Source organism: Klebsiella sp. MPUS7 (assembly GCF_009905335.1).
Lineage (GTDB): Bacteria > Pseudomonadota > Gammaproteobacteria > Enterobacterales > Enterobacteriaceae > Klebsiella > Klebsiella grimontii.
Genome location: NZ_CP047604.1, coordinates 3,196,657 through 3,217,280 on the forward strand (window position 1 = coordinate 3,196,657; position 20,624 = coordinate 3,217,280).

Annotated in this window: 18 protein-coding genes; 3 read left to right on the plus strand and 15 right to left on the minus strand. The window is 56.9% G+C overall.

The window, feature by feature from the left end:
- Positions 1-61: 61 nt before the first annotated feature.
- From tssH to GUC22_RS14930, 8 genes are all read right to left on the minus strand, one after another.
- Entirely contained in the window at positions 62-2,722 is a 2,661-nt protein-coding gene (gene tssH / locus GUC22_RS14895) for a type VI secretion system ATPase TssH (RefSeq protein ID WP_160183605.1), read from the minus strand.
- Between the two features lie 165 nt (positions 2,723-2,887).
- Positions 2,888-3,379: an Hcp family type VI secretion system effector gene (locus GUC22_RS14900; protein WP_049130593.1), complete on the minus strand. Its 492-nt coding sequence runs from the start codon at positions 3,377-3,379 to the stop codon at positions 2,888-2,890.
- Positions 3,380-3,381: 2 nt separating this feature from the next.
- Positions 3,382-5,061, minus strand: coding sequence for an OmpA family protein (locus GUC22_RS14905; RefSeq protein ID WP_049130594.1), 1,680 nt, complete (start codon positions 5,059-5,061; stop codon positions 3,382-3,384).
- Entirely contained in the window at positions 5,061-5,750 is a 690-nt protein-coding gene (tssL, locus tag GUC22_RS14910) for a type VI secretion system protein TssL, short form (protein ID WP_049130595.1), read from the minus strand. Before tssL ends, GUC22_RS14905 begins: the two co-directional genes overlap by 1 nt.
- Positions 5,747-7,096 (minus strand): type VI secretion system baseplate subunit TssK, encoded by a 1,350-nt coding sequence (gene tssK, locus GUC22_RS14915; protein WP_049130596.1) that lies wholly within the window; start codon positions 7,094-7,096, stop codon positions 5,747-5,749. Before tssK ends, tssL begins: the two co-directional genes overlap by 4 nt.
- A 17-nt stretch (positions 7,097-7,113) precedes the next feature.
- Positions 7,114-8,649, minus strand: coding sequence for a type VI secretion system contractile sheath large subunit (gene tssC, locus GUC22_RS14920; RefSeq protein WP_049130609.1), 1,536 nt, complete (start codon positions 8,647-8,649; stop codon positions 7,114-7,116).
- A gap of 40 nt (positions 8,650-8,689) precedes the next feature.
- Positions 8,690-9,181: a type VI secretion system contractile sheath small subunit gene (gene tssB / locus GUC22_RS14925; RefSeq protein WP_049130610.1), complete on the minus strand. Its 492-nt coding sequence runs from the start codon at positions 9,179-9,181 to the stop codon at positions 8,690-8,692.
- A 576-nt stretch (positions 9,182-9,757) separates the two neighbouring features.
- On the minus strand, positions 9,758-9,907 hold the full coding sequence (locus tag GUC22_RS14930) for a hypothetical protein (protein WP_158414303.1): 150 nt from the start codon (positions 9,905-9,907) through the stop codon (positions 9,758-9,760).
- A gap of 91 nt (positions 9,908-9,998) precedes the next feature.
- Between GUC22_RS14930 and GUC22_RS14935 the strand changes: the two genes are divergently transcribed.
- Positions 9,999-10,562, plus strand: a complete 564-nt coding sequence (locus GUC22_RS14935) for a DJ-1/PfpI family protein (protein WP_064362856.1) — start codon at positions 9,999-10,001, stop codon at positions 10,560-10,562.
- Positions 10,563-10,654: 92 nt separating this feature from the next.
- Here the strand turns inward: GUC22_RS14935 and GUC22_RS14940 are convergent, their stop codons facing one another.
- Positions 10,655-12,271 (minus strand): peptide ABC transporter substrate-binding protein, encoded by a 1,617-nt coding sequence (locus tag GUC22_RS14940; protein WP_049085751.1) that lies wholly within the window; start codon positions 12,269-12,271, stop codon positions 10,655-10,657.
- 189 nt (positions 12,272-12,460) lie between these two features.
- On the opposite strand from GUC22_RS14940, the gene mpaA reads away from it, so the two are divergent.
- On the plus strand, positions 12,461-13,174 hold the full coding sequence (gene mpaA / locus GUC22_RS14945; RefSeq protein WP_049130599.1) for a murein tripeptide amidase MpaA: 714 nt from the start codon (positions 12,461-12,463) through the stop codon (positions 13,172-13,174).
- On the opposite strand, the gene ycjG is transcribed toward mpaA, so the two are convergent.
- Positions 13,165-14,130 carry an L-Ala-D/L-Glu epimerase gene (gene ycjG, locus GUC22_RS14950; protein ID WP_049130600.1) on the minus strand — a complete coding sequence of 322 codons (966 nt, stop codon included), beginning with the start codon at positions 14,128-14,130 and terminating at the stop codon, positions 13,165-13,167. The genes mpaA and ycjG overlap by 10 nt on opposite strands.
- A gap of 101 nt (positions 14,131-14,231) precedes the next feature.
- Here ycjG and tpx point away from each other — a divergent pair, with 101 nt between their 5' ends.
- Positions 14,232-14,738 carry a thiol peroxidase gene (gene tpx, locus GUC22_RS14955; protein WP_004101479.1) on the plus strand — a complete coding sequence of 169 codons (507 nt, stop codon included), beginning with the start codon at positions 14,232-14,234 and terminating at the stop codon, positions 14,736-14,738.
- A gap of 44 nt (positions 14,739-14,782) precedes the next feature.
- Here the strand turns inward: tpx and GUC22_RS14960 are convergent, their stop codons facing one another.
- From GUC22_RS14960 to pspE, 5 genes are all read right to left on the minus strand, one after another.
- Positions 14,783-15,838, minus strand: a complete 1,056-nt coding sequence (locus GUC22_RS14960) for an AbrB family transcriptional regulator (protein WP_049090013.1) — start codon at positions 15,836-15,838, stop codon at positions 14,783-14,785.
- Positions 15,839-15,954: 116 nt separating this feature from the next.
- Entirely contained in the window at positions 15,955-17,496 is a 1,542-nt protein-coding gene (gene tyrR / locus GUC22_RS14965; RefSeq protein ID WP_004121199.1) for a transcriptional regulator TyrR, read from the minus strand.
- 244 nt (positions 17,497-17,740) lie between these two features.
- Positions 17,741-18,802, minus strand: a complete 1,062-nt coding sequence (locus tag GUC22_RS14970) for a YcjF family protein (RefSeq protein WP_049086263.1) — start codon at positions 18,800-18,802, stop codon at positions 17,741-17,743.
- A complete protein-coding gene (locus tag GUC22_RS14975; protein WP_024360670.1) occupies positions 18,799-20,196 on the minus strand; it encodes a YcjX family protein in 1,398 nt (465 codons plus the stop codon). The genes GUC22_RS14970 and GUC22_RS14975 overlap by 4 nt, the downstream gene beginning before the upstream one ends.
- Before the next feature lie 100 nt (positions 20,197-20,296).
- On the minus strand, positions 20,297-20,611 hold the full coding sequence (gene pspE / locus GUC22_RS14980) for a thiosulfate sulfurtransferase PspE (protein WP_148865304.1): 315 nt from the start codon (positions 20,609-20,611) through the stop codon (positions 20,297-20,299).
- Positions 20,612-20,624 lie beyond the last annotated feature (13 nt).

Genomic DNA, 20,624 nt, shown 5'->3' on the forward strand with positions numbered 1-20,624 from the left:
GGGTTCCTTTTATTAGTTGTAGCGGCAACATACGTTGCAAAATGAATACGTTAGGATCGCTTTATGATCTTTCTATTCCAAACTCCAGTACGATTCCTTCTTCCTCATCCCAACTGAGCATCACGGAGTGTGGTTTTTGTTTTGCCGCCATATGGCTTAATAACTGCTGGCTCAGAACCGGCAGGATCTGCTGGTTAAGCAGGCTGTCCACGTTGCGGGCACCGGTATCCGGCAGCAAACACGCCTTCGTCAGCGTGTCGATGAGACTTTCTCCAGTGTGAGTGGAAATACCGTAGTGGCGTTGCAGACGCATGCTCACCTGTGCCAGCTTCATGCCGACGATGGTGCGCATGGCATCCATTGCCAGCGAGCGGTATATCACCGTCTGGAAGCGAGCCAGCAGCGCTGGCTGGAAATGATCGCGCAGGATCGGGCGTAACAACTCATGCAGATCGCTCTCAGTGGCTTCTGGTTGCTCTTCCAGTAACTGCATCAGCGGGTCACTTCCCAGGTTGGACGTCATCAGGATCACGGTATTGCGGAAATCAATTTCACGCCCTTCCCCGTCCCGCATAAAGCCCCGGTCAAAGACCTGATAAAACAGGTTCATCACATCCCGGTGAGCCTTCTCCACTTCATCGAGCAGCACTACGCTGTATGGCCGCTTACGGACTGCCTCGGTGAGAATGCCGCCCTGACCATATCCGACATAGCCCGGAGGTGAGCCTTTCAACTGCGAGACCGTGTGCGGCTCCTGGTGTTCAGACAGGTTGATGGTAATGAGCGATTTCTCACCACCATACATAACGTCAGCAAGTGCCAGCGCTGTTTCGGTTTTGCCCACTCCGCTTGGCCCCACCAGTAAAAATACACCCTGCGGTCCGTTCTCCGGCGTCAGACCGGTTTTTGACGCTCGCAGTCGTTGGGCTATGGCATTCAGAGCTGAATGTTGGCCGACAACACGGGTTGCCAGCTGCTCTTCCAGCGTCAGTAATTCGGTTTGCTCATCCTTCATCAGGGACGAGAGGGGAACCCCTGTCCAGTCGGCGATAACGGTCGCAACGGTGCGGACATCAACATCCAGACCCAGTAATGGGCTGTTATTTTGTACCTGCGCCAGCTCCTGCTGGAAGGCGGAGATCTCCTTCTGGCGGCTGATATCTTCACGGCAGGCTTTCAGCGAGTCGGTGAGCTGCTTTTCGGTCTCATATTGTGACTGAAGGGCAGTTTTCTGCTGGTTGAGATCCAGAGTAAGGTGCTCGATCTGAGGCAGACGGCTGGCATCAACAGCGTTACCCAGGGAGATATCTTCCAGCAACTCCTGCTGCTCCATGGCCAGCGCAGTCAGCCGGGCCTGCAACCGGGTAAGCTGTTCTGGCTGCATGTCCAGACTCATCCGCACCCGGGCCGCAGCGGTATCCAGTAAGTCCACCGCTTTATCAGGCAACTGGCGCCCTGTCAGGTAGCGGCGAGATAGCGTCACCGCTGCCCGGACGGCCTCACCGGTAATGTGTACGCCATGATGTTCGGCATAGCGGGATTTAAGACCGCGCAGCATCAGGCAGGCCGTGTCATCATCGGGCTCATCAACCTTAACCATCTGGAAGCGGCGCTCCAGGGCAGCGTCACGTTCGAAATATTGCTTGTATTCACTCCAGGTAGTGGCCGCTATGGTACGCAATTCGCCACGCGCCAGCGCCGGTTTCAGCAGGTTAGCCGCATCTGCCCCGCCCGCCTGATTACCCGCCCCGATAATGGTGTGCGCTTCATCAATAAACAGCAGCACCGGCACCGGGGATTGCTGGACGGCGTCGATGATATTTTTCAGACGCTGTTCAAATTCACCCTTTACACCGGCGCCCGCCTGCAGCAAACCCAGATCCAGTGTCCTGACGATGACAGGCTTAAGACTTTCGGGCACATTCCCCTCGGCAATACGTAGCGCCAGGCCTTCAACCAGGGCCGTTTTGCCCACGCCTGGCTCACCCACCAGAATGGGGTTGTTCTTCCGGCGTCTTGAGAGAATGTCCACCATCTGGCGGATTTCGTTATCGCGGCCAAAGACCGGGTCAATCTTTCCTTCCCGGGCACGGGCGGTCACATCAACCGTAAAACGATTGAGAATGGACTCCACCTGTGAAACGGCAGGCTGCGCAATTCCACCCTCAGCATGCTTTTGGGCTTCATGTTGTAATGGCGGCGCCCGGCCAATAATGGAGGCATTGCCAGCCTGCTCGCTGAGCGCAACGTCATGCCGCTCATCCGACTGGGCTTCCAGTAAGGGGCGTAACCTCTCCAGCTGGCTGGTGGTCAGAGTCATCAAAGGCCAGAGGCCATCGCAGCGCGTCAGCTCTGACGTTTCAATCATGGCCGTAAGCAAATGTATGCTGCGGATCTGCTCATCTCCGACGAGCGTGGCGGCAAGCCATGCCTGTTTCAGCAGCGTCTGAAGGGACGCAGAGAGCTCTGGTCGGGTGCGAACTGAACGAGGCTGTACATCCAGCCAGCTCAGGAGTGACTGCCAGACGGCATCCATGTCCCATTCATAGCGGCGAGCGAGAACGGTCAGATCACCTTCTCCCTGCTCCAGCAACTTTAACAACCAGTGCTCTGGCGTAATTTCTGCATGTGCACGGGTCTGACATAAAGAAGCCGCCCCCTCCAGTGCTCTGGCGCAATAAGGGTTAAGTCGTCGTAGCAGGACTGCTGAATGATGTTCCATGTCGTTCCCTCTTGTTCAAGCACGCTACCGCCCCTGGCCGTCAACCGATGCCCATAAGGTTCATGCCGATAAATTGTGAGACTGCTCTGCAAAGCGTCCGTCTGACAGGCGCTGTGCGGAGCAAAACAAAAATGGCGGACAGAAAGGAGTCTGTCCGCCAGGGTCTTACGCCGTGGTACGTTCGTTCCAGGAATCGGAATGAATGATGTTGCCGTCTTTGTAGGTCCAGGTGATTTTTTCGTAGCGCAGCTCGATCTGCTCAAGGTGGTTATGCTTCTCGAAGGAGGCATCCTTGATGTCGTGCATTTTCGGTGCGACTTTCACCACCTTGACGTTTTCCAGTTTGGTGTTGAAATACTCAACTTCCTGACCGGCGTCGTTGATTTTGTACCACTTGAATTCAGCAGACTTCAGGGTCTGGCCGGTGGTCACCGCTTTGTACAGATACGGGCTGGAAGAGTCGATTTCTTTGGTAAACAGGAACGGCGTGTGAATACGGGTTCCAGTCAGTTTGCCAGTGTTGTTATCCGTCGGGATATACAGGGTGTGTTCCTGAGCAACAACTTCGATACTTCCTTCGCGATCTTTCACATCTACGGAACCTTTGATGTCAGCGCCGCCGTCGTCTTTCAGCCACAGATAAACTGGGATTGCCATGTTTACTTCTCCATTTCTTGAGTTGAAACGTCACGTACATCCTGTGACGCGTGCTTTGCGCCTGGCAGACGACAGGCGTCAGCCTGCGGTACCAGGCTGATCTCGACACGCCGGTTATGCGCGCGGCCATCAGGCGTATCGTTTGATGCAATCGGTCGGCTGTCACCGTAACCCTGCACGGCAAAGCAACTTTCCGGTACGTCTCCGGTATCACGCATCCAGTTACGGACGGCCTCCGCTCGTTGCAAAGACAGAGTCTGATTGAGTTGTATGCTGCCGGTATTGTCTGTGTGGCCGCTGACCACGATCAGCCAGCCTGGCTTGGCTTTGATCCCCACCAGTGCGTTGACGAGTATTTTGGTTGAGCCGTCTTTGAGTGCCGATTTGCCGGAATCAAACAGCGACATGCTGTCGAGTCGTACAATTTTCGCTACCGGTTTCGGTTTAGGGGCGGGGGGTGGTGTCCAGGTATCGATAGCCTGCTGCAAGGCCAGCCACAGGCGTTGCCCCGGGTAATAACCCAGGCTGTAACGTAAAGGCTCTCCCTGACGCTGCCAGCGTTCAAGCAGGAGCGCATCCTGTTTCAGCGCGGCCAGTGATTCCGCTTTAGGCCGGTAATGATCCATGGGAATGGCGTTCCAGCGCTGTAAATCGGCACTGACATGACGGATAAGGTAACGATTATTGAGCGCGGAGATGCCCAACGCCGTCAGAATGCACAGCCACATCAGCAGAACCAGACGACGGGTACGCTGGCCCCCCTGTACCATCGACGCAAACGGTGCCAGAAGGGGCAGAACCGCATCCGGGAAAAAAACTGTCGGGATTGAATGCCCGGGGTCTCGGGAAAACTGTAAACAGGTGCGGGAATAGAGCCAGTCGGACCAGACGGACTGAGTCTCAGGATTGACTACACCCAGGCGCATTGCAACGGAAAATGCGCGTACAGGTGGCGTAAACCGATCAGGTTTCTCCAGCTCATTTGTCAACGTATTACGGATAAAGGAGAATGCCTGACTAACCGCCGGCAGCGCCAGGATATTGTCTTCCGCCTGCTGCCAGTCAATGAACGCCTGCGGTGAATCATTAACCGGACACACAATCGACTTGTCACCCCGAACGATTATCCACGGCGTTTCAGGCCCGGAAAATTCGGCACTCAACACAACCGGCAGTGTGAAACCCGTCAGGGATTTAATCTGTTTACATTGCTGGCGGAGCGTTTTCAGCGCGGAACGAAGAACGGCCTCATCCTGATGATGGTCTGGCAGGCAGCGGTACATCACCGAGAGCTGACCGACCTGGCGCGGGAACTGCGTCTGTATGCTGCGGACAACGTCAGTTAACCGGCTGACGTCATCGGTCCGTAGCCACCATCCCTGCGCTGTTTTACGCAGAGGGCTTCCCTGAAACAGCGCATCCAGCATGTCACCACACACCAGTACAACGGGGACATGGGTGTCGAGTAATGGCAGTTCAGCAGCCGGGAGGGTCGCGTCGGATGCTTGCTCCTCACGCCGACAGCTTTTAAAAACATACCAGCCTGCCAGAAGGAGAATCAGCAGAGTGGTCAGGCCTTTAAAAACGTTACCTGTCGGGATGAAATACCACAGCAACCACAGCAACGTGGCAACGGCTGCTAAAGTGTGTAGGGCTACCGGAATGATGACTGATCTACGCATTAGCCATGCAGCTCCGGTATTTGTGCTGACAACAGAGCCTGAAGCCACAGATGGCCCCCCCACCAAATACCCCCGGTAAGAATGACGGCTAGCGCTATCCAGAACCAGACTGAGCGCATCAGGCTCCAGCGATGTTTCCCCGGCCGGTGAACAACCAGAGACAGGCCTGCATCAGGCGGAGAAACCCGCTCGGAAAGGGCTTTCACTACCTCATCCCGCTGCGACTGGCTGACCGCCTTCAGGCTGTATAATCCTTGAAAGCCCAGCGCTATCACACGGTGATAGCAGGTTAAAACTGCCGGGTTCGGTGAGGGCTGACGCAGAACCTCGGCAATGCAATCCCATAACGCTTCACCTGCCCGAAGTGAGCCAAAAAAACGGGCCTGAAGCGGAGCTTTACGCCAGGCCATTTGGCCTTCATCAACTTTCGGCTCCTCTCCTTCTTCGCTTTTTCCGGGCTTACGGCTCATCACCGTTTCGTCCAGCAAGGCACATTGCGCGTAGGAAATATGCTCCACGCTGGCGTCGTCATAACCGGCACGCTCCAGCGCTTCCCGCACACTTTCCACCTGTTTAACGCATTTGTTGTAAAGCGCAGGGCCATTAAGCGTGACGGCGCCTTTTTTAAGCATGGTGACGGTGAGCCAGGTCTCCGTCATCAGTTGGTCGATATCGATATCCTGTCTCATGAGCGCAATACCGCAAACAGTTCAAGTTCCAGAGCGCCAAGTAACTCAGGCACATAGAACATACATACCCCCTGCTCCTGCATTTCATGCGCAGCAGGGCTTTCCATATCAAGTGCGAAGTACTGGTTTTCCATGCGTACAGGCAACGCAGCCGGGACCCTGCTCACAGGGATCAAAGGGATCCCCTTGAGCGCCGCACCATAGATCTCGCTGACATCATCAGGAGATCCCGCCTGACAGAGCGCAGGGAATTTCTCGGCAACCTGCCAGGCCGAGATATCCGAGCGCACAGAGAGATAGAGGTCGGCCTCTTCACGCAGACGGATATCGTGAAGGTTGGCCTTCCAGGTCTGTCCATCCGGGCGGGACATTTCCAGAGCAATAACCCGGGATGGCAGACTGGCCTCCAGCAAACCCGTTATCAGATCAAACAGCGGAGGAAACGTATTACCCGGTTCCTCGTGGTCATAAGCCGGTATGGCGTCAAGATCATGGTCCAGGGAAAAGGTCAGCATACTGCCTGCCAGACGAGCGAGCTCCGCCCACACCTGTTCAGGTGGACGGCCAGGAAAACGTTCGTATTCCGTCAGCACCCTGGCGTGAGAATTCAGTGCATTCAGCAACCAGAAAAGAGAAACATCGGCGACGGCAAAATCGGCGAGCCTTTCGTTGCTTTCACGACGCATCGTCATCAGACGCTGGCGTCGAGATCGTAACTGGCGATTGAGCAACACCAGACGTTCGCGAAGGACCGGGTTTGCCCCAAATGACGCCACTGGAGGAATAAAAGACGGATCCTGTCGCCACGCATTTTGCCCATCCCGGATCAGCCTTGCTACCGGGCACACTTTCCATGAATCATTGCTTTCATGGGCAAACCGGATGGTGAAATTAAATCGGGCAACTGCCATGGATTCGTCTTCAGAGCCAAAGGCATCCTGTAACGTCACCCACTCTTCACGATAGCGAAGCGGCCGGTCTGAATTGACGCCTTCCTGTTCAACGTTGCTCACACCTGGCTGCATGTGAGGCAGGGCGATGACGACGGTTACCGCATCAAGACCTGCCAATTGGCTGGCATCTAACTCACGCGGCGCCGGAGGCAGATCGCTCCTTTGCGCATCAATAAGAGTTCCATCTTCCAGCCAGAGGCGTAACTGCGTAATCTGGATCAGCCCGGACGAAAGAAGACTGTCATTAAACTCAATCTTTTCCACACCCCAGGGGAATGGGGATGCCAGCGCTAATGCGCCGGCAGTGCGAAAAGACTCCCATTCAGCCTGCTGCTGGAACTGTTGAGGAGACAGTAAAGCCCCCTCATTCCACAGTGGACGATAAATTTTCATCCCTGATTTCCCTCGCCTTACGATTTGGCTTTCGGCATCTGAGAAACCAGCGACAGGTTGACGTCCATCCCTTCCACCTGGAAGTGCGGCACCGCGAACAGCTTCACGCGGAAGAAGCCCGGGTTGTCCTCAATGTCTTCCACCACCACCTTCGCGTCGCACAGCGGGTGAGAGGCCTGCAGCTCGTCGCCCGGGTCGGTCATTTCGGTGACCAACCCACGCACCCAGGTGTTGAGCTCCAGTTCCAGCAGACGACGATCCTTGGTGGTGCCGATGTTTTCACGCTGGATAAGCTTCAGGTAGTGCGCAATGCGCGACAGCAGGAAGATGTACGGTAGGCGCGCGTTGATCCGGCTGTTGGCGGTGGCGTCGGCGGTGTCGTACCGCGCCGGTTTCTGGGCGGAGTTCGCCGAGAAGAAGCAGGCGTAGTCGCGATTCTTGTAGAACGACAGCGGGATAAAACCGAGGCCGGCAAACTCAAACTCGCGGGTTTCCGGGATCATCACCTCGGATGGGATCTTCACCTGGTTGCCGGTACCCAGATCATAAAGATGGATCGGCAGATCTTTCACCGCCCCGCCCGCCTGCGGGCCGCGGATCTGCACGCACCAGCCGTTATTGATAAAGCTTTTCACCATGTTGGCGGCGAAGGAGAACGACGCGCTGGTCCACAGGTATTTCTCGTGATCCGGACCTTTCACCTGCTCGACGTAGTTAAAGCTGCGCACCGGCACGGTGTCCGGACCATACGGCAGGCGGCCCAGCACGCGCGGCATTACCAGGCCGATATAGCGCGCATCGTCAGTATCGCGGAAGGATTTCCACTTGATGTACTCGGCGCGGTCGAAGTAGTTGCCGATATCCTTGATCGCGGCGACCTCTTCCATGGAATCTTTCAGGAAGAAAGCCGGGCCGACGGCGCCGATAAACGGCATATGCGCCGCGGCTGAGACGTTAGATATGTTACGCAGCAGCGCCATGTCCTGCGGGCTAGCGTCGAACTCGTAAGCGGAGATCACCGATCCAATGGGCTCGCCGCCAGGGGTGTCGTACTCCGCGGTGTAGGTATGCCAGTAGAGGCCGCTCTGGATCAGCTCCGGCGCGTCTTCGAAGTCCTGGCGTAGATCGTCTTTCGATACGTCCAGAATTTCGGTTTTCACGTTCTGACTATAGTCGGTGCTGTCCACCAGTTGCTTCAAGCCGCGCCACAGGGACTCCACTTTCTGGAACGCTTCGTGGTGCATGATCGCATCCAGCTGGCAGCTAATCTGGTAATCCAGCTCCGCGATATGGTGATCGATCAGGGTCTTATCGAGCTTCTCCACCGGCTGGCCGGCCTTGCGGATGCAGTCCATAAACACCTGCATCGCCGCCGTCAGACGCTCGCCCGCCGGGGCGTCAGACAGTGCGGCATCGTCCAGAAAGTCGTTAATATCCCCCAGGCGGGATGCCGGGGTCAGGTTGATTTTTTCAAACAGGGAGGCGTACACGCCCTCTTTTTCCAGTACAGCAGTCTGCCCCTGCGCGGAGGCGGTTTCAGTATTTACAGACATCAGCATATTCCCGGTTAATCCATTAAATAACACACGCCGTTTATTTCGGGGCCAGTGCGCTCATTTCATCGCGTAATTCCTGAGACAGCGCCGGGTCTTTCAAAATCTTTTCGAGCTCTTTTCGGAAAGTGGCGTTATCAAGAAGGTTGGATTTGAGGTCGCGCAATAAATTACGCATCGCCAGCATGGCGCGAAGCTGCGGGATTTGACGGGCAACCTGCTCAGGCTCGAAGTCTTTCATATCGGCGAAGTTCAGCTTAATGCTTTCCTCCGTGCCTTCTCCGGCCAGGGTATTCTGCACGGTCAGGTTTATTTCTGGATTGAATTCCGCAAGGACGCTGTTGAAGTTATTTTTATTGATGTTGATTTTTTCTCTTTCAGATAATGGCCGGTCCTCTTTACCATTACTGAAATCACCGAGGGTGAGAAGCTTTAGCGGTAACTCGACTTTCTTCTGTACCCCCCCTGTATGCAGAGCCAGCTTTAAATTAATGCGTGCCTTTGGCACTTCATTCTGGAAACTATCAGCCATAGCGGTCCCTTCCCTTGAGGAATATTTGTTAAAATAACGACGTTTGATGACAAAACCATAGTAGAGCAAAGCATCAGAAAATATCAACCTGTCAGTTCTAAAGTTCAATACAAGACTTTCCTTAAGCATTTTAATCCAAATATAAAAAATCAAAAGCATCAGACGAATAAAGCCAATATGAAATACCAACCATTTACTTACAATAAGGGCAGGATTTACGCCTGCCTAATGAATAAATAATGAATTTACATCTCAACAAACCTATTTAGTTGATAAGAATCAATATAGAACGGTAATAATGATTATTTCCAGTATTGAGAAGATGGCTGATAACAGAAAGAAAAATAGAATTATTTTTACCGTTCACAAACTGTTCATGAGTCCTGAGCCGAAATTAATATAACCATAGCAAATGACAGACAGGATTAGTATAAAAGTTACAAATAATTTTTCTCAGATGTCCTCTTTTGATTATTAAACCTGACGGGACCTTAATGATCAGTAAGTGCAATGAAATATTGGCATTTCATTCAGCCGGTATATTTAAATACGGCAGACAATAATGCTCATCGCCCATTAGTCCCTTCCCGCCGCCTGATTACTGGCGCCAGGTAACGTGAGTTTACTGGCTAAACGCCCAAGTAGCAGAGGTTGCCAGCGCCCTTCGAAAGCAGCGCGCCCACTTCCCGCCAGCCAGGTCGCAAAGGATTGCAGCTGCGGATTCATTGTTTTGTTGTCCTGAGCCGAGTTGCGGTTCGCATTCCCTCTCCCGCCAGGCTATATCTTAGACACATTAATTCATACAGGAGTGAATATGATGGGCAAAAAGATTCTGATGCTGGTGGGCGATTACGCCGAAGATTACGAGACCATGGTGCCGTTCCAGGCACTACAAATGATTGGACATCAGGTTGATGCTGTCTGTCCTGACAAATCCAAAGGCGACTACATTATAACCGCCATCCATGACTTTGACGGCGCCCAGACCTACAGCGAGAAACCCGGCCATCGCTTTGTTCTCAACGCCGATTTCACAAGCGTGAAAGAGGCGGATTATGACGCGCTGTTGATCCCCGGCGGGCGGGCGCCAGAATATCTGCGCCTGAATGCGGAAGTCCTTAAACTGGTGCAAGCGTTTGACGCGGCGCGTAAACCGATTGCCGCCGTTTGCCATGGCCCTCAGCTATTGGCCGCGGCAGGCATATTAAAAGGCCGCACCTGCAGCGCCTATCCGGCCTGTGCACCGGAAGTGCGGCTCAGCGGCGGACATTTTGCCGACATTGGTATCGATCAGGCGCATATTGACGGCAATCTGGTTACCGCCCCCGCCTGGCCCGCCCATCCGCAATGGCTGGCGAAATTTGCCGAATTGCTGCGGTAGAAAAACAACCGGATAACAGCCTCCATGAAGACCGTCTGAAGGAGGCGCTGGCGCTAAAATCGCGCCAGCTCCGGGCTAAATACCAGGACCCATCAGTGCTTCACGATATACATTGTGCGGCTATAGGCCACGTCCTCCGGATTGGCTATCGGATACCCTTTCAGCCACGGTTTAATCAGACGCCCGTTGGTGTACTGATATATCGGCGCGATGGGCGCTTTCGCCATAATGATTTTTTCCGCCGCGTTGTAATCGTCATTGCGCGCTTTTTCCGACGTTTCCAGCGCCGCCTGGGTCAGAATTTTGTCGTAGGCCGGATCGTTGAAACGGGAGATATTGCCGCTATGGGTTGAGGTCAGCAGCGACAGAAACGTCGACGGCTCGTTGTAATCCCCCACCCACGAGGCGCGGATCACATCGAAATTGCCGGTATTGCGGCTATCGATATAGGTTTTCCACTCCTGGTTTTGTAGCTTCACGTCGACGCCCAGATTTTTCTTCCACATTGACGCCACCGCGATCGCGATCTTCTGGTGGTTCTCCGAGGTATTGTACAGCAGCGTCAGCTTCAGCGGACGGTTTGGACCGTAGCCCGCCGCCTGCAGCAGCGCTTTCGCCTGGGCATTCAGTTCGGCCTGGCTCATGCTTTCGATTTGCGTCGGCTGCGGAGTAAAGCCTGCGGTCACGTCCGGAGTAAAGCGCCAGGCCGGTTTCTCGCCGGTACCCAGAATTTTCTCCGCCATCAGACGACGATCGATAGTCATGCTGAGCGCCAGGCGGACGCGCTCATCGGCGGTTGGCCCTTTCTGAGTGTTAAAGGCGTAATAATAAGTTCCCAGCTGCGGCGGAGTATAAACCTGCCCCGGAATATCCTTCAGCAGCTTCTGATACAGATTTTTCGGGAACGACTCGGTGATATCGATATCGCCGGCCAGATAACGTTTGGTGGCCGCTGACTCCTGGTTAATGGGCGTAAATGTGACCTGCTGGATCACCGTTTTGCCGTTATCCCAGTAGTGCGTATTGGGGACCACCACCAGCTTTTCATTCACTACGCGATCTTTTAAGACATACGCGCCGTTGCCAACCAGGCTTCCCGGACGCGTCCAGTTGTCGCCGCTCTCCACGTTAGCCTTCTGCACCGGATAGAAAGCAAAGCTGGCCGTCAGATTACTGAACCACGGCAGCGGTTTATCCAGCTGCACGCGCAAGGTACGCGCGTCCACGGCGGTGACGCCGAGGGTGTCCGGCGCGGCTTTACCATCAATAATATTTTGCGCATTGGCGATTCCGGCCAGCGCAGCAAACCAGGCAAACGGGGACGTGGTTTTAGGATCAACCAGCCGCCGCCAGCTATAAACAAAATCCTCTGCCGTTACCGGCGTGCCGTCGGACCAGCGGGCGTTATCGCGCAGGGTAAATGTCCAGACGCGATTATCATTGCTCTGCCAGCGAGTCGCCACGCCCGGGATCAGGTTGCCTTTCTCGTCCTGATTGACTAAACCTTCAAAAAGATCGCGGATAACCTGAATTTCAGGCAGACCGACGGCTTTCGCGGGATCTAAGGAGGCGGGCTCGTCTTTAATGTGCCGCACCAGCACCTGGTTTTCGGCTAAAACGGTGCCCGGCGGGACATCAGCTGCCCAGGCAAGAGAAGAGACGCTGGCTAACCACAGCGCGCCGCATGTCAATGTGACAGGATACTTCATAAGATCCCCTTTAAAATAAAAAAACCAGAGCTGGCAGTGCGATAATTATTTGTTTCATCACCTGAAATTGCAAACGGCTTGTGAAAGAAAGTTGACGTCTATGCTGATTTCACTATCGCTGGAAACTATTTGATTCCGGGACGGTTTTACACAACACTGCTGAAAAATAATCGGATAACAGGATGCCCTATGCCCGTTTCTCGTCCGCGCCCCCAGCGCGGTGATTTTCCGCCAGGAACACAACGCTACGGCCAGTCTCACCTTGGCGCGCCGCTGCTGTGGTTCCCGGCGCCGCTGGCCGATAGCCGCAGCGGCCTGATTCTTGCCGGAACCCACGGCGATGAAGGTTCATCCATAGTCACGCTTTCCTGCGCGCTACGTACGCTCAAACCCGAGCTGCGCCGCCATCACGTGGTGCTGGCGGTCAACCCGGACGGCTGCCAGTTGGGGCTGCGCGCCAACGCGCGCGGCATCGACCTGAACCGGAATTTTCCGGCGGCGAACTGGAAAGAAGGCGAAACGGTTTATCGCTGGAACAGCGCGGCGGAGCAGCGCGATGTAGTCCTGCTCACCGGCGAAAAACCCGGTTCAGAACCGGAAACCCAGGCGCTGTGCCAGCTGATCCACCAGATCCACCCCGCGTGGGTGGTCTCGTTTCACGATCCGCTGGCCTGTATTGAAGACCCCGGCCACAGCGAACTGGGCCAGTGGCTAGCCGATGCGTTTAGCCTGCCGCTGGTGGGCAGCGTCGGCTATGAAACGCCCGGCTCCTTTGGCAGCTGGTGCGCGGATATCGGCCTGCCCTGCATTACCGCCGAATTCCCGCCGATATCCGCCGACAAAGCGACGGATAAATACCTGGCGGCCATGACGGACCTGCTGCACTGGCGCTCTCAAAGATGAAGCACGCCGGTGCTGAAATGCAGCGCCGGTTCGACGTCCACCGCCAGCCAGGTCGGGCCATCGAGGTCGGCAAAACGGGCAAGCGGCGCCAGCGGCAGCGCCGCGCTGATGGCTCTTGAGGTACACAGCATGCAGCCCAGCATCCGCGCAAATCCCAGGCGCTCCGCCTCCTGCGCCAACAGCAGCGCTTCGGTCAGGCCGCCAGTCTTATCAAGCTTGATATTGACCATCTCATAGCGGCCGCGCAGCGCCGCCAGGCTGTCGCGAGTATGGCAACTCTCATCGGCGCAAATGGGCAGCGGGTGGATAAAATTATCCAGCGCCTCATCGGCCCCAGCCGGGAGCGGCTGTTCCAGCATCGCCACGCCGATATCCGCCAGCAGCTGGCAGCGCTCGGCCAGGCCATCGCCGCGCCAGGCTTCGTTAGCATCCACGATGAGCGTGGCCTGCGGAACCGCCTCGCGAATGGCAATCAACCGCTCGCTGATCAGATGGTCGTCGAGCTTCACTTTCAGCAACGTGGCCCCTTTCTCCCACAGCGCCGCAGCGCTGGCCGCCATCTGCTCCGGCGTGCCGATAACCACCGTCTGCGCCGTGACCATCCGCACCGGCAGGGCCACGCCTAAAAGCTGCGCGATGCTCTTACCCGCGCTGCGCGCCTGCCAGTCCCAGAGCGCGCAGTCCACGGCATTACGCGCGGCTCCTGGCGGCAGCAGGCGCTGGATCTCCTCACGGGAGACGCCGCGCTCAATCTGTTCGCCAATCGCCATAATCTGCGCCATCACCGAAGCAATACTCTCCCCGTAACGAGGATAGGGCGTGCACTCACCTGTGCCCTTGACGCCATTCTCTTCAATTTCCACCACCACGACTTTTGCCTCGCTGCGGCTGCCGCGGGCGATCACAAACGGGGTATGTAGCGGCCAGGCTTCTTCATAGACTCGCAGATTTCGCATTCCCTGAACCTCGCAGGTAAGTATTAAAAGGATTTGCCGTGCCGATGACGGATGTCATACACTAGCCGCGACGTTAACTATATGTAAACAGGAAGATAACCATGTCACAAACCGTGCATTTCCAGGGCAACCCCGTTTCTGTTCAAGGCACCATTCCGCAGGCAGGCGCTAAAGCGCAGCCGTTTACGCTGGTGGCCAAAGATCTCTCTGACGTCGCGCTGAGCCAGTTCGCAGGCTCCCGTAAAGTGCTGAACATTTTCCCAAGCATCGATACCGGCGTTTGCGCGGCATCGGTACGTAAATTTAACCAGCTGGCGTCTGAACTGAACAACACCGTGGTGCTGTGCATTTCCGCTGACCTGCCGTTCGCGCAGTCTCGCTTCTGCGGCGCGGAAGGCCTGAACAACGTTGTCACTCTGTCTACCCTGCGCGGCGCGCAGTTCCTGGCCGACTACGGCGTCGCTATCTCCGCGGGCCCGCTGGCCGGCCTGGCGGCGCGCGCTGTGGTCGTGATTGATGAAAACGACCAGGTTGTTTACAGCCAACTGGTGAATGAAATCACCGAAGAGCCGGACTACGACGCCGCCCTGGCCGCGCTGAAAGCGTAATAACGCCGCCAGGCCACGTAAGCCCTCGTTAACCGGGGGCTTTTTTATTCCCGCGCCGCATAGCGGGAGATAAAGCGCGCAATCGCCGGCCCGGTCAGTAAGATGGTGAACAGGCGCAGCGTCTGCATCGCCATAATAAACGACATATCCGCCCGCGTACCGGCGGCGATAATCGCCACCGTGTCCAGCCCGCCCGGACTGGTCGCCAGGTAGGCGGTCATAAAGTCCAGCGGCAAAACCTGCGTCAGCCCAAAAGCCATCAGCGCGCACAGCAGGATCAGACCAATAATCGATGCGAGGATCTGCGGCAGGGTTTTGAGCGCCAGCAGGAAAATCTGTTTATTAAACTTTAGACCAACGCTCCAGCCAACGGCGGCATAAGCCAGCGCCAGCAGCCACTCGGGAAGTTCAAGCTGCAGCCAACCTTCCCCCTGCGCCAGCGCCCCGATCAGCATTGGAAAGAGCATCGCGCCGGATGGAAAGCGCAGCCGTAGCCCCAACCACCCCGCTACCGCCGTCAGCAGCAGCGTGAGCGGTAACTGCCAGCTCACCGGAGGAAACCAGGCGACCTGCTGAGTCATCTCCTGCGCTTCACCGCCGAGCGCGACGCGAACGACCAGCGCCGCGGCCCCCGCAACAAACAGCACCCGCAGATACTGCATCAGCGCCACCAGCCGGACATCGGCGCCGTACTCCTGGGCCATAATCACCATCGCCGAGGCGCCGCCCGGCGAGCTCCCCCACGCCCCGGTGGCGCCGGGCAGGTCGCTGTAGCGCACCAGCAGCCATCCCGCCAGCGCGCTGATAGCGAGTGTAGAAAAGAGAATCAACAGCACCAGCGCCCAGTTCGCCAGCAGAACGCCGAAAATGGATGGCGTCAGGCTGCGGGCGATCATGCAGCCGATAATCGCCTGGGCGGCAATAAAAAAGGGACGGGGTACGCGAATTTCCGCGCCGCGCAGGCTGAGGATGATTCCGGCAATCATCGGCCCCAGCAGCAGCGCGGCGGGAAGGTGAAACCAGAACAATACAAAAGAGAGCGCGCTGGAGAGTACCAGCAGTTTCATCCATTGAAAAAAATCACTACGCCAGATCCGCATGCGTATTCCTGCCAAAAAGAGGGTAAAGACGAAGTATATACAGAATCATTCTACACCTGGACCCCGCCCTTTTCTGGAAATACCAACCGCCTGCCCGGGCAGACGGTTGGTGAGCATTACTCGTCGCCTTTTTTCTGGCTCAGGCCATATTCGCGCAGCTTATTGGCGATCGCGGTGTGCGAGACGCCAAGACGCTTGGCCAGTTTACGCGTGCTGGGGAAGCTGCGATAAAGCTGGGTGAGCACCGAGCGTTCGAAACGGCGGGTAATATCATCCAGAGACCCCTCCATCGCTTCTTCGCCAACCGCCAGCGACGAGACGTCGTGATCCGGCAGCAGGATATCCTGAGGACGCAGCTCAAACCCGTCCAGCTGAGTCAGCGCGCGATAGATCGCGTTTTTCAGCTGACGCACGTTGCCCGGCCAGCTGTAGCGCGTCAGCACGCTATTTAAATCGGCTGAGAGTTTCGGCCGCGGAATGCCCTGCTCATCGGCAAAGCGCGCCACGAACAGTTCGGTCAGCGGCATGATGTCCTGCGGGCAGTCGCGCAGCGGCGGCAGATACAGCGTCAGCACGTTCAGGCGATAATAGAGGTCTTCGCGGAACAGCCCCTTTTGCACCAGCTCCACCAGGTTTTTCTGGGTCGCGCAGATCACCCGCACATCAACGTGGACCTCATGATCTTCACCGACGCGGCGGAAGGTGCCGTCGTTGAGGAAGCGCAGCAGTTTGGTCTGCATGCGCGGCGACATTTCGCCAATTTCATCCAGCAAAACCGAGCCGCCGTTAGCTTGCTCGAAGAAGCCCTTTTTCCCCTGGATGGCGTCGCCGAACAGCTCGCTTTCCACCGCGTCTTCCGGGATGGAGCCGCAGTTCAGCGCCAGATAAGGTTTCCCTGCGCGCGGACTCGCCAGGTGGCAGGCGTGGGCCAGCAAATCTTTCCCTGTGCCGGTATCCCCGACGATTAGCAGCGGCGCGCTGAGCATGGCCAGCTTGCGGGCCTGCTCGACGACATGGCGCATTTTCGGACCAACGGCGAGGATCTGGCTAAAGGCGCTGGTATCCTGAATAGTCATGGTTTGCAGCTGGCGCCCCATGCGGACCGTCGAACGCAGCATCGCTACCGCGCCGGTTAGCACCTTCTCGCCGTGCTCGCCTTCCAGGTAGACCGGGGTGATCTCCAGCAGAAAGTTCTGCCCGTTGACCACCACGTGTTCCGCATGCGACTCCTGAGGATCGTTTTCCAGCCAGCGCTGGACGTTAAAATCGGTAATCAGCTGCGCGACCGGATGGCTGCGCAGCTTATCCTGACTCTGGCCAAACAGCTGGCAGCTGGCCGGGTTAGCCAGTTCGACTTTTCCTTTGGTATCCAGAGACAGCACCGGTTCCGGCATCGCCACCAGCAGCGCGCTGAGCGCCAGGTGCTCCCGCTCTGACGGCATCCACGCCACGGTGCGCACGTCGGTGACGCCGGCGATACGACGAATTTCCGCCATCAGGCTGCTGAAGCTAGCGAACTCCAGCTCGGCGAAATTGAGATAAATTCGGCCAATAGGGTCAATGTCGATACCCCGCAGGTCGATACCGCGCAGCACCAGTAAATCGAGTAATTCACGAGTCAGACCAAGACGGTCTTCACAAAAGACTTCAAGACGCATAGGAGTTTTCACCCTAAAGAGGCCAATGACGGATGAATAATAGGACAGTTATGTGCTGGCGTGAAGCCAGCTGTCAACAATTATTGACAGTATGGCGGAAAAATGGCCTTTCTGCCGTAAAGTTATGCGCTACAGGGAGAATTCCCGGCTTGCGGCGCGAACGCCTTAGCCGGGCTACCAACTTATCAGGGCAACCGGCCGTAGCCCGGCTAAGCGTAGCGCGAGCCGGGAATGCCCAAAAACGCTATTTCTCCGGCGCGTTTTTGCTCTTCTGTAGGGTATCTTTTAGCTGACCGATCAGCTCGCGACGAAAATCCCCCAGCCGCGGTTTATCGTCGGCGATCCACGGCAGCGGGCGGCAGAGTTCCATCGCCTTAATACCCAGCCGCGCGGTCAGCAGCCCGGCGCCAATCCCCTGCGCCGCGCGCGCCGATAGCCTGGCCGCCAGATCCTGCGACATCCAGTCCATCCCGACTTCCCGCACCAGCTCGCTGGCGCCGGCAAAAGCGATATTCAGCAGCACCAGACGGAACAGGCGCAGGCGGCTGTAGTAGCCCAGCTCAATACCGTAGAGGGTGGCGATGCGGTTGATCAGCCGTAAATTGCGCCAGGCGATAAACGCCATATCCACCAGCGCCAGCGGACTGACGGCGATCATCAGCGTCGACTCCGCCGCCGAACGGCTGATTTCACGCCGCGCCTGCGCATCCAGTACTGGCTGTACGATCTGCGCGTACAGGCTCACCACTTCACGATCGTTCTGCGTTTCGTGGATTGCCGCATACCAGCGCTGCAGGGCCGGGTGGGATTGATCGAGCCCCGCCTGCAGGGCCAGCTTCTCGCAAAAGGCGCGCCCTTTGCCGACCGCATGGCTGTGCATCAGATCCCGCGCCTCATCGCGCTCGTGGGCACGCTGGCGTAGCCGCCACAGCCGGCGCCACTCGGTGGCCACCGAACCGACGCCCGCGCCGACGATCAAGGCGCCGGCAGCGCAGCCGCCGAGGGCGATCCAGTCCTGCGTTTGCCAGGCGGTCATCGTCCACTGCACGCCCTGCGCCACCACGCTGACGCCAAAGATAGCCAGCCCGGCGCTAACCATTTTTCGCCACAGGCTGCGCTTAGGCCGCAGCGCAGACTCCACTACCGCTTCCGCCGCGCCCTCTTCATCTTGCAGAACGTCAAGCCGCGCGGGAGCGAATTTCGCCGCGTCGGCGCCGTCAAACGCGCGCGCGGACTTGAGAATTTGCGCCTTTTCCTCCTCCAGCGGGCCGTCGAAATCGATACGCGGTTTTAAGGGTTCGGTCATCGCAATTTATCTCCGATCAAAAATTCCAGCGCCGCATCGAGGCGAATATGCGGCAGCGGTTTATCAACGTCCATCACCTGAGGGCGGAAGTTTTCAAACTGAAAACCCTGCTGTTCCCAGAAGGCCTGGCCCGGCAGACGGGCGGGCACCTCGCCGGGGTAGACGGTCAGCGGCTGGCCGTCGCTCAGCCTGTGGCCTCGCAGCGCAGGGATCTTTTCGCCGTTCACCTCAATAAGCCCGCTCTGCGTCGCCTGAATCGACGCCAGCCCCAGGCAATCCATACTGATGCCTTCAAACGCTGCGTTCTGCCAGGCGTCCTGTATCAGTTGCTGCAGCAGCGACACCATATTGCTGTGCTGATCGACGGTCACGTGATCGGCTTTAGTCGCGGCGAACAGCAGCTTATCGATAACCGGTGAGAACAGGCGACGAAACAGCGTGCGCTGGCCATAGTGAAAACTTTGCATCAGCTGCGTCAGCGCCAGGCGCATATCGTTAAACGCCTGCGGCCCGCTGTTCAACGGCTGCAGGCAGTCCACCAGCACGATTTGCCGATCGAAGCGCAGGAAATGATCTTTATAGAAGCCCTTTACCACTTTCTCGCAGTAGTATTTAAAACGCTCGCGCAGCATTCCGGCATTGGTCTGTTTGTCCGCCTGCGCCAGCTTAGCCTCACCGGCGGCATCCACATCCGGCCAGGGAAAGAACTGCAGCGCCGGGGCGCCGGCCATTTCACCGGGCAGCACAAAGCGCCCTGGCTGAATAAAGTGCATCCCTTCGCGCTTACAGGTGTGCAGATAGTCGGTCCACGCCGCGGCGATCTCCGCCAGACGGGTTTCATCGGCGGGCGCCAGCGGATCCAGACCTTCGCATAGCTGTCGCCATCGCGCCGACCACTCCGCCCTCTGCCCCTGCAGTAGTCCGGTCATCTGCCGTGACCAGGTCAGATAGTCCTGGGCCAGCATCGGCAGATCCAGCAGCCACTCGCCGGGATAATCGACAATCTCCAGATACAGAGTTGAGGTCTCTTTAAAATGGCGCAGCAGCGAATCGTTAGAGCGATAGCGCAGAGCAAGGCGGATTTCGCTGACGCCGCGGGTGGGCGTCGGCCAGACCGGCGGCTGACCGTAGAGCTGGGCCAGCCCTTCATCATAGGTGAAGCGCGGAATACCAAAATCCCGCTGCGGTACGCGCTTGACGCCCAGCAGGCGCTCTTCTCTGGCCGCGCTAAGCAGCGGTAGCCGCGCGCCGGCGTGAATATTCAGCAGTTGATTGACCAGCGCGGTGATAAAGGCGGTCTTGCCGCTGCGGCTAAGGCCGGTGACGGCCAGACGAAGATGCCGATCAACCCCACGATTGATCAGCGCGTTAAATTCTGTTTTGAGTCGCTTCATCGCCATCCTGTTGAGCCTGAAGAACGAGGGAAATAGACATGAGGGCTAAAGAGATAATTATCAATAGATTGCATTAGCCCCGCTGCGACGGGGCCAACGATTATTTGCTGGCGCTTTTCGGCCTGGCTATCTCACTGAGGCCGCCGGCGTTAACCACCTGCGTGTAGCCCATTTCGCTCAGCAGCTGCTGAGCCTGGCCCGATTGCCGGCCAATGTTGCAATAAACGTGAATGGTATCGTTTTTATCCGGTATTTCCGCCGCAATCCGCGTTTTTAAATCCGCCAGCGGGATATTCACCGCCCCGACGACGTGCTCTTTTTGATACTGCTGCGGGACGCGGACATCGATCCAGTGCTCTGCCGCGAAGGCGGGTAAGGCCATCGCCAGCGCTAAACCCAGAAGGAGTTTTCGCATGTTATCATCCTGA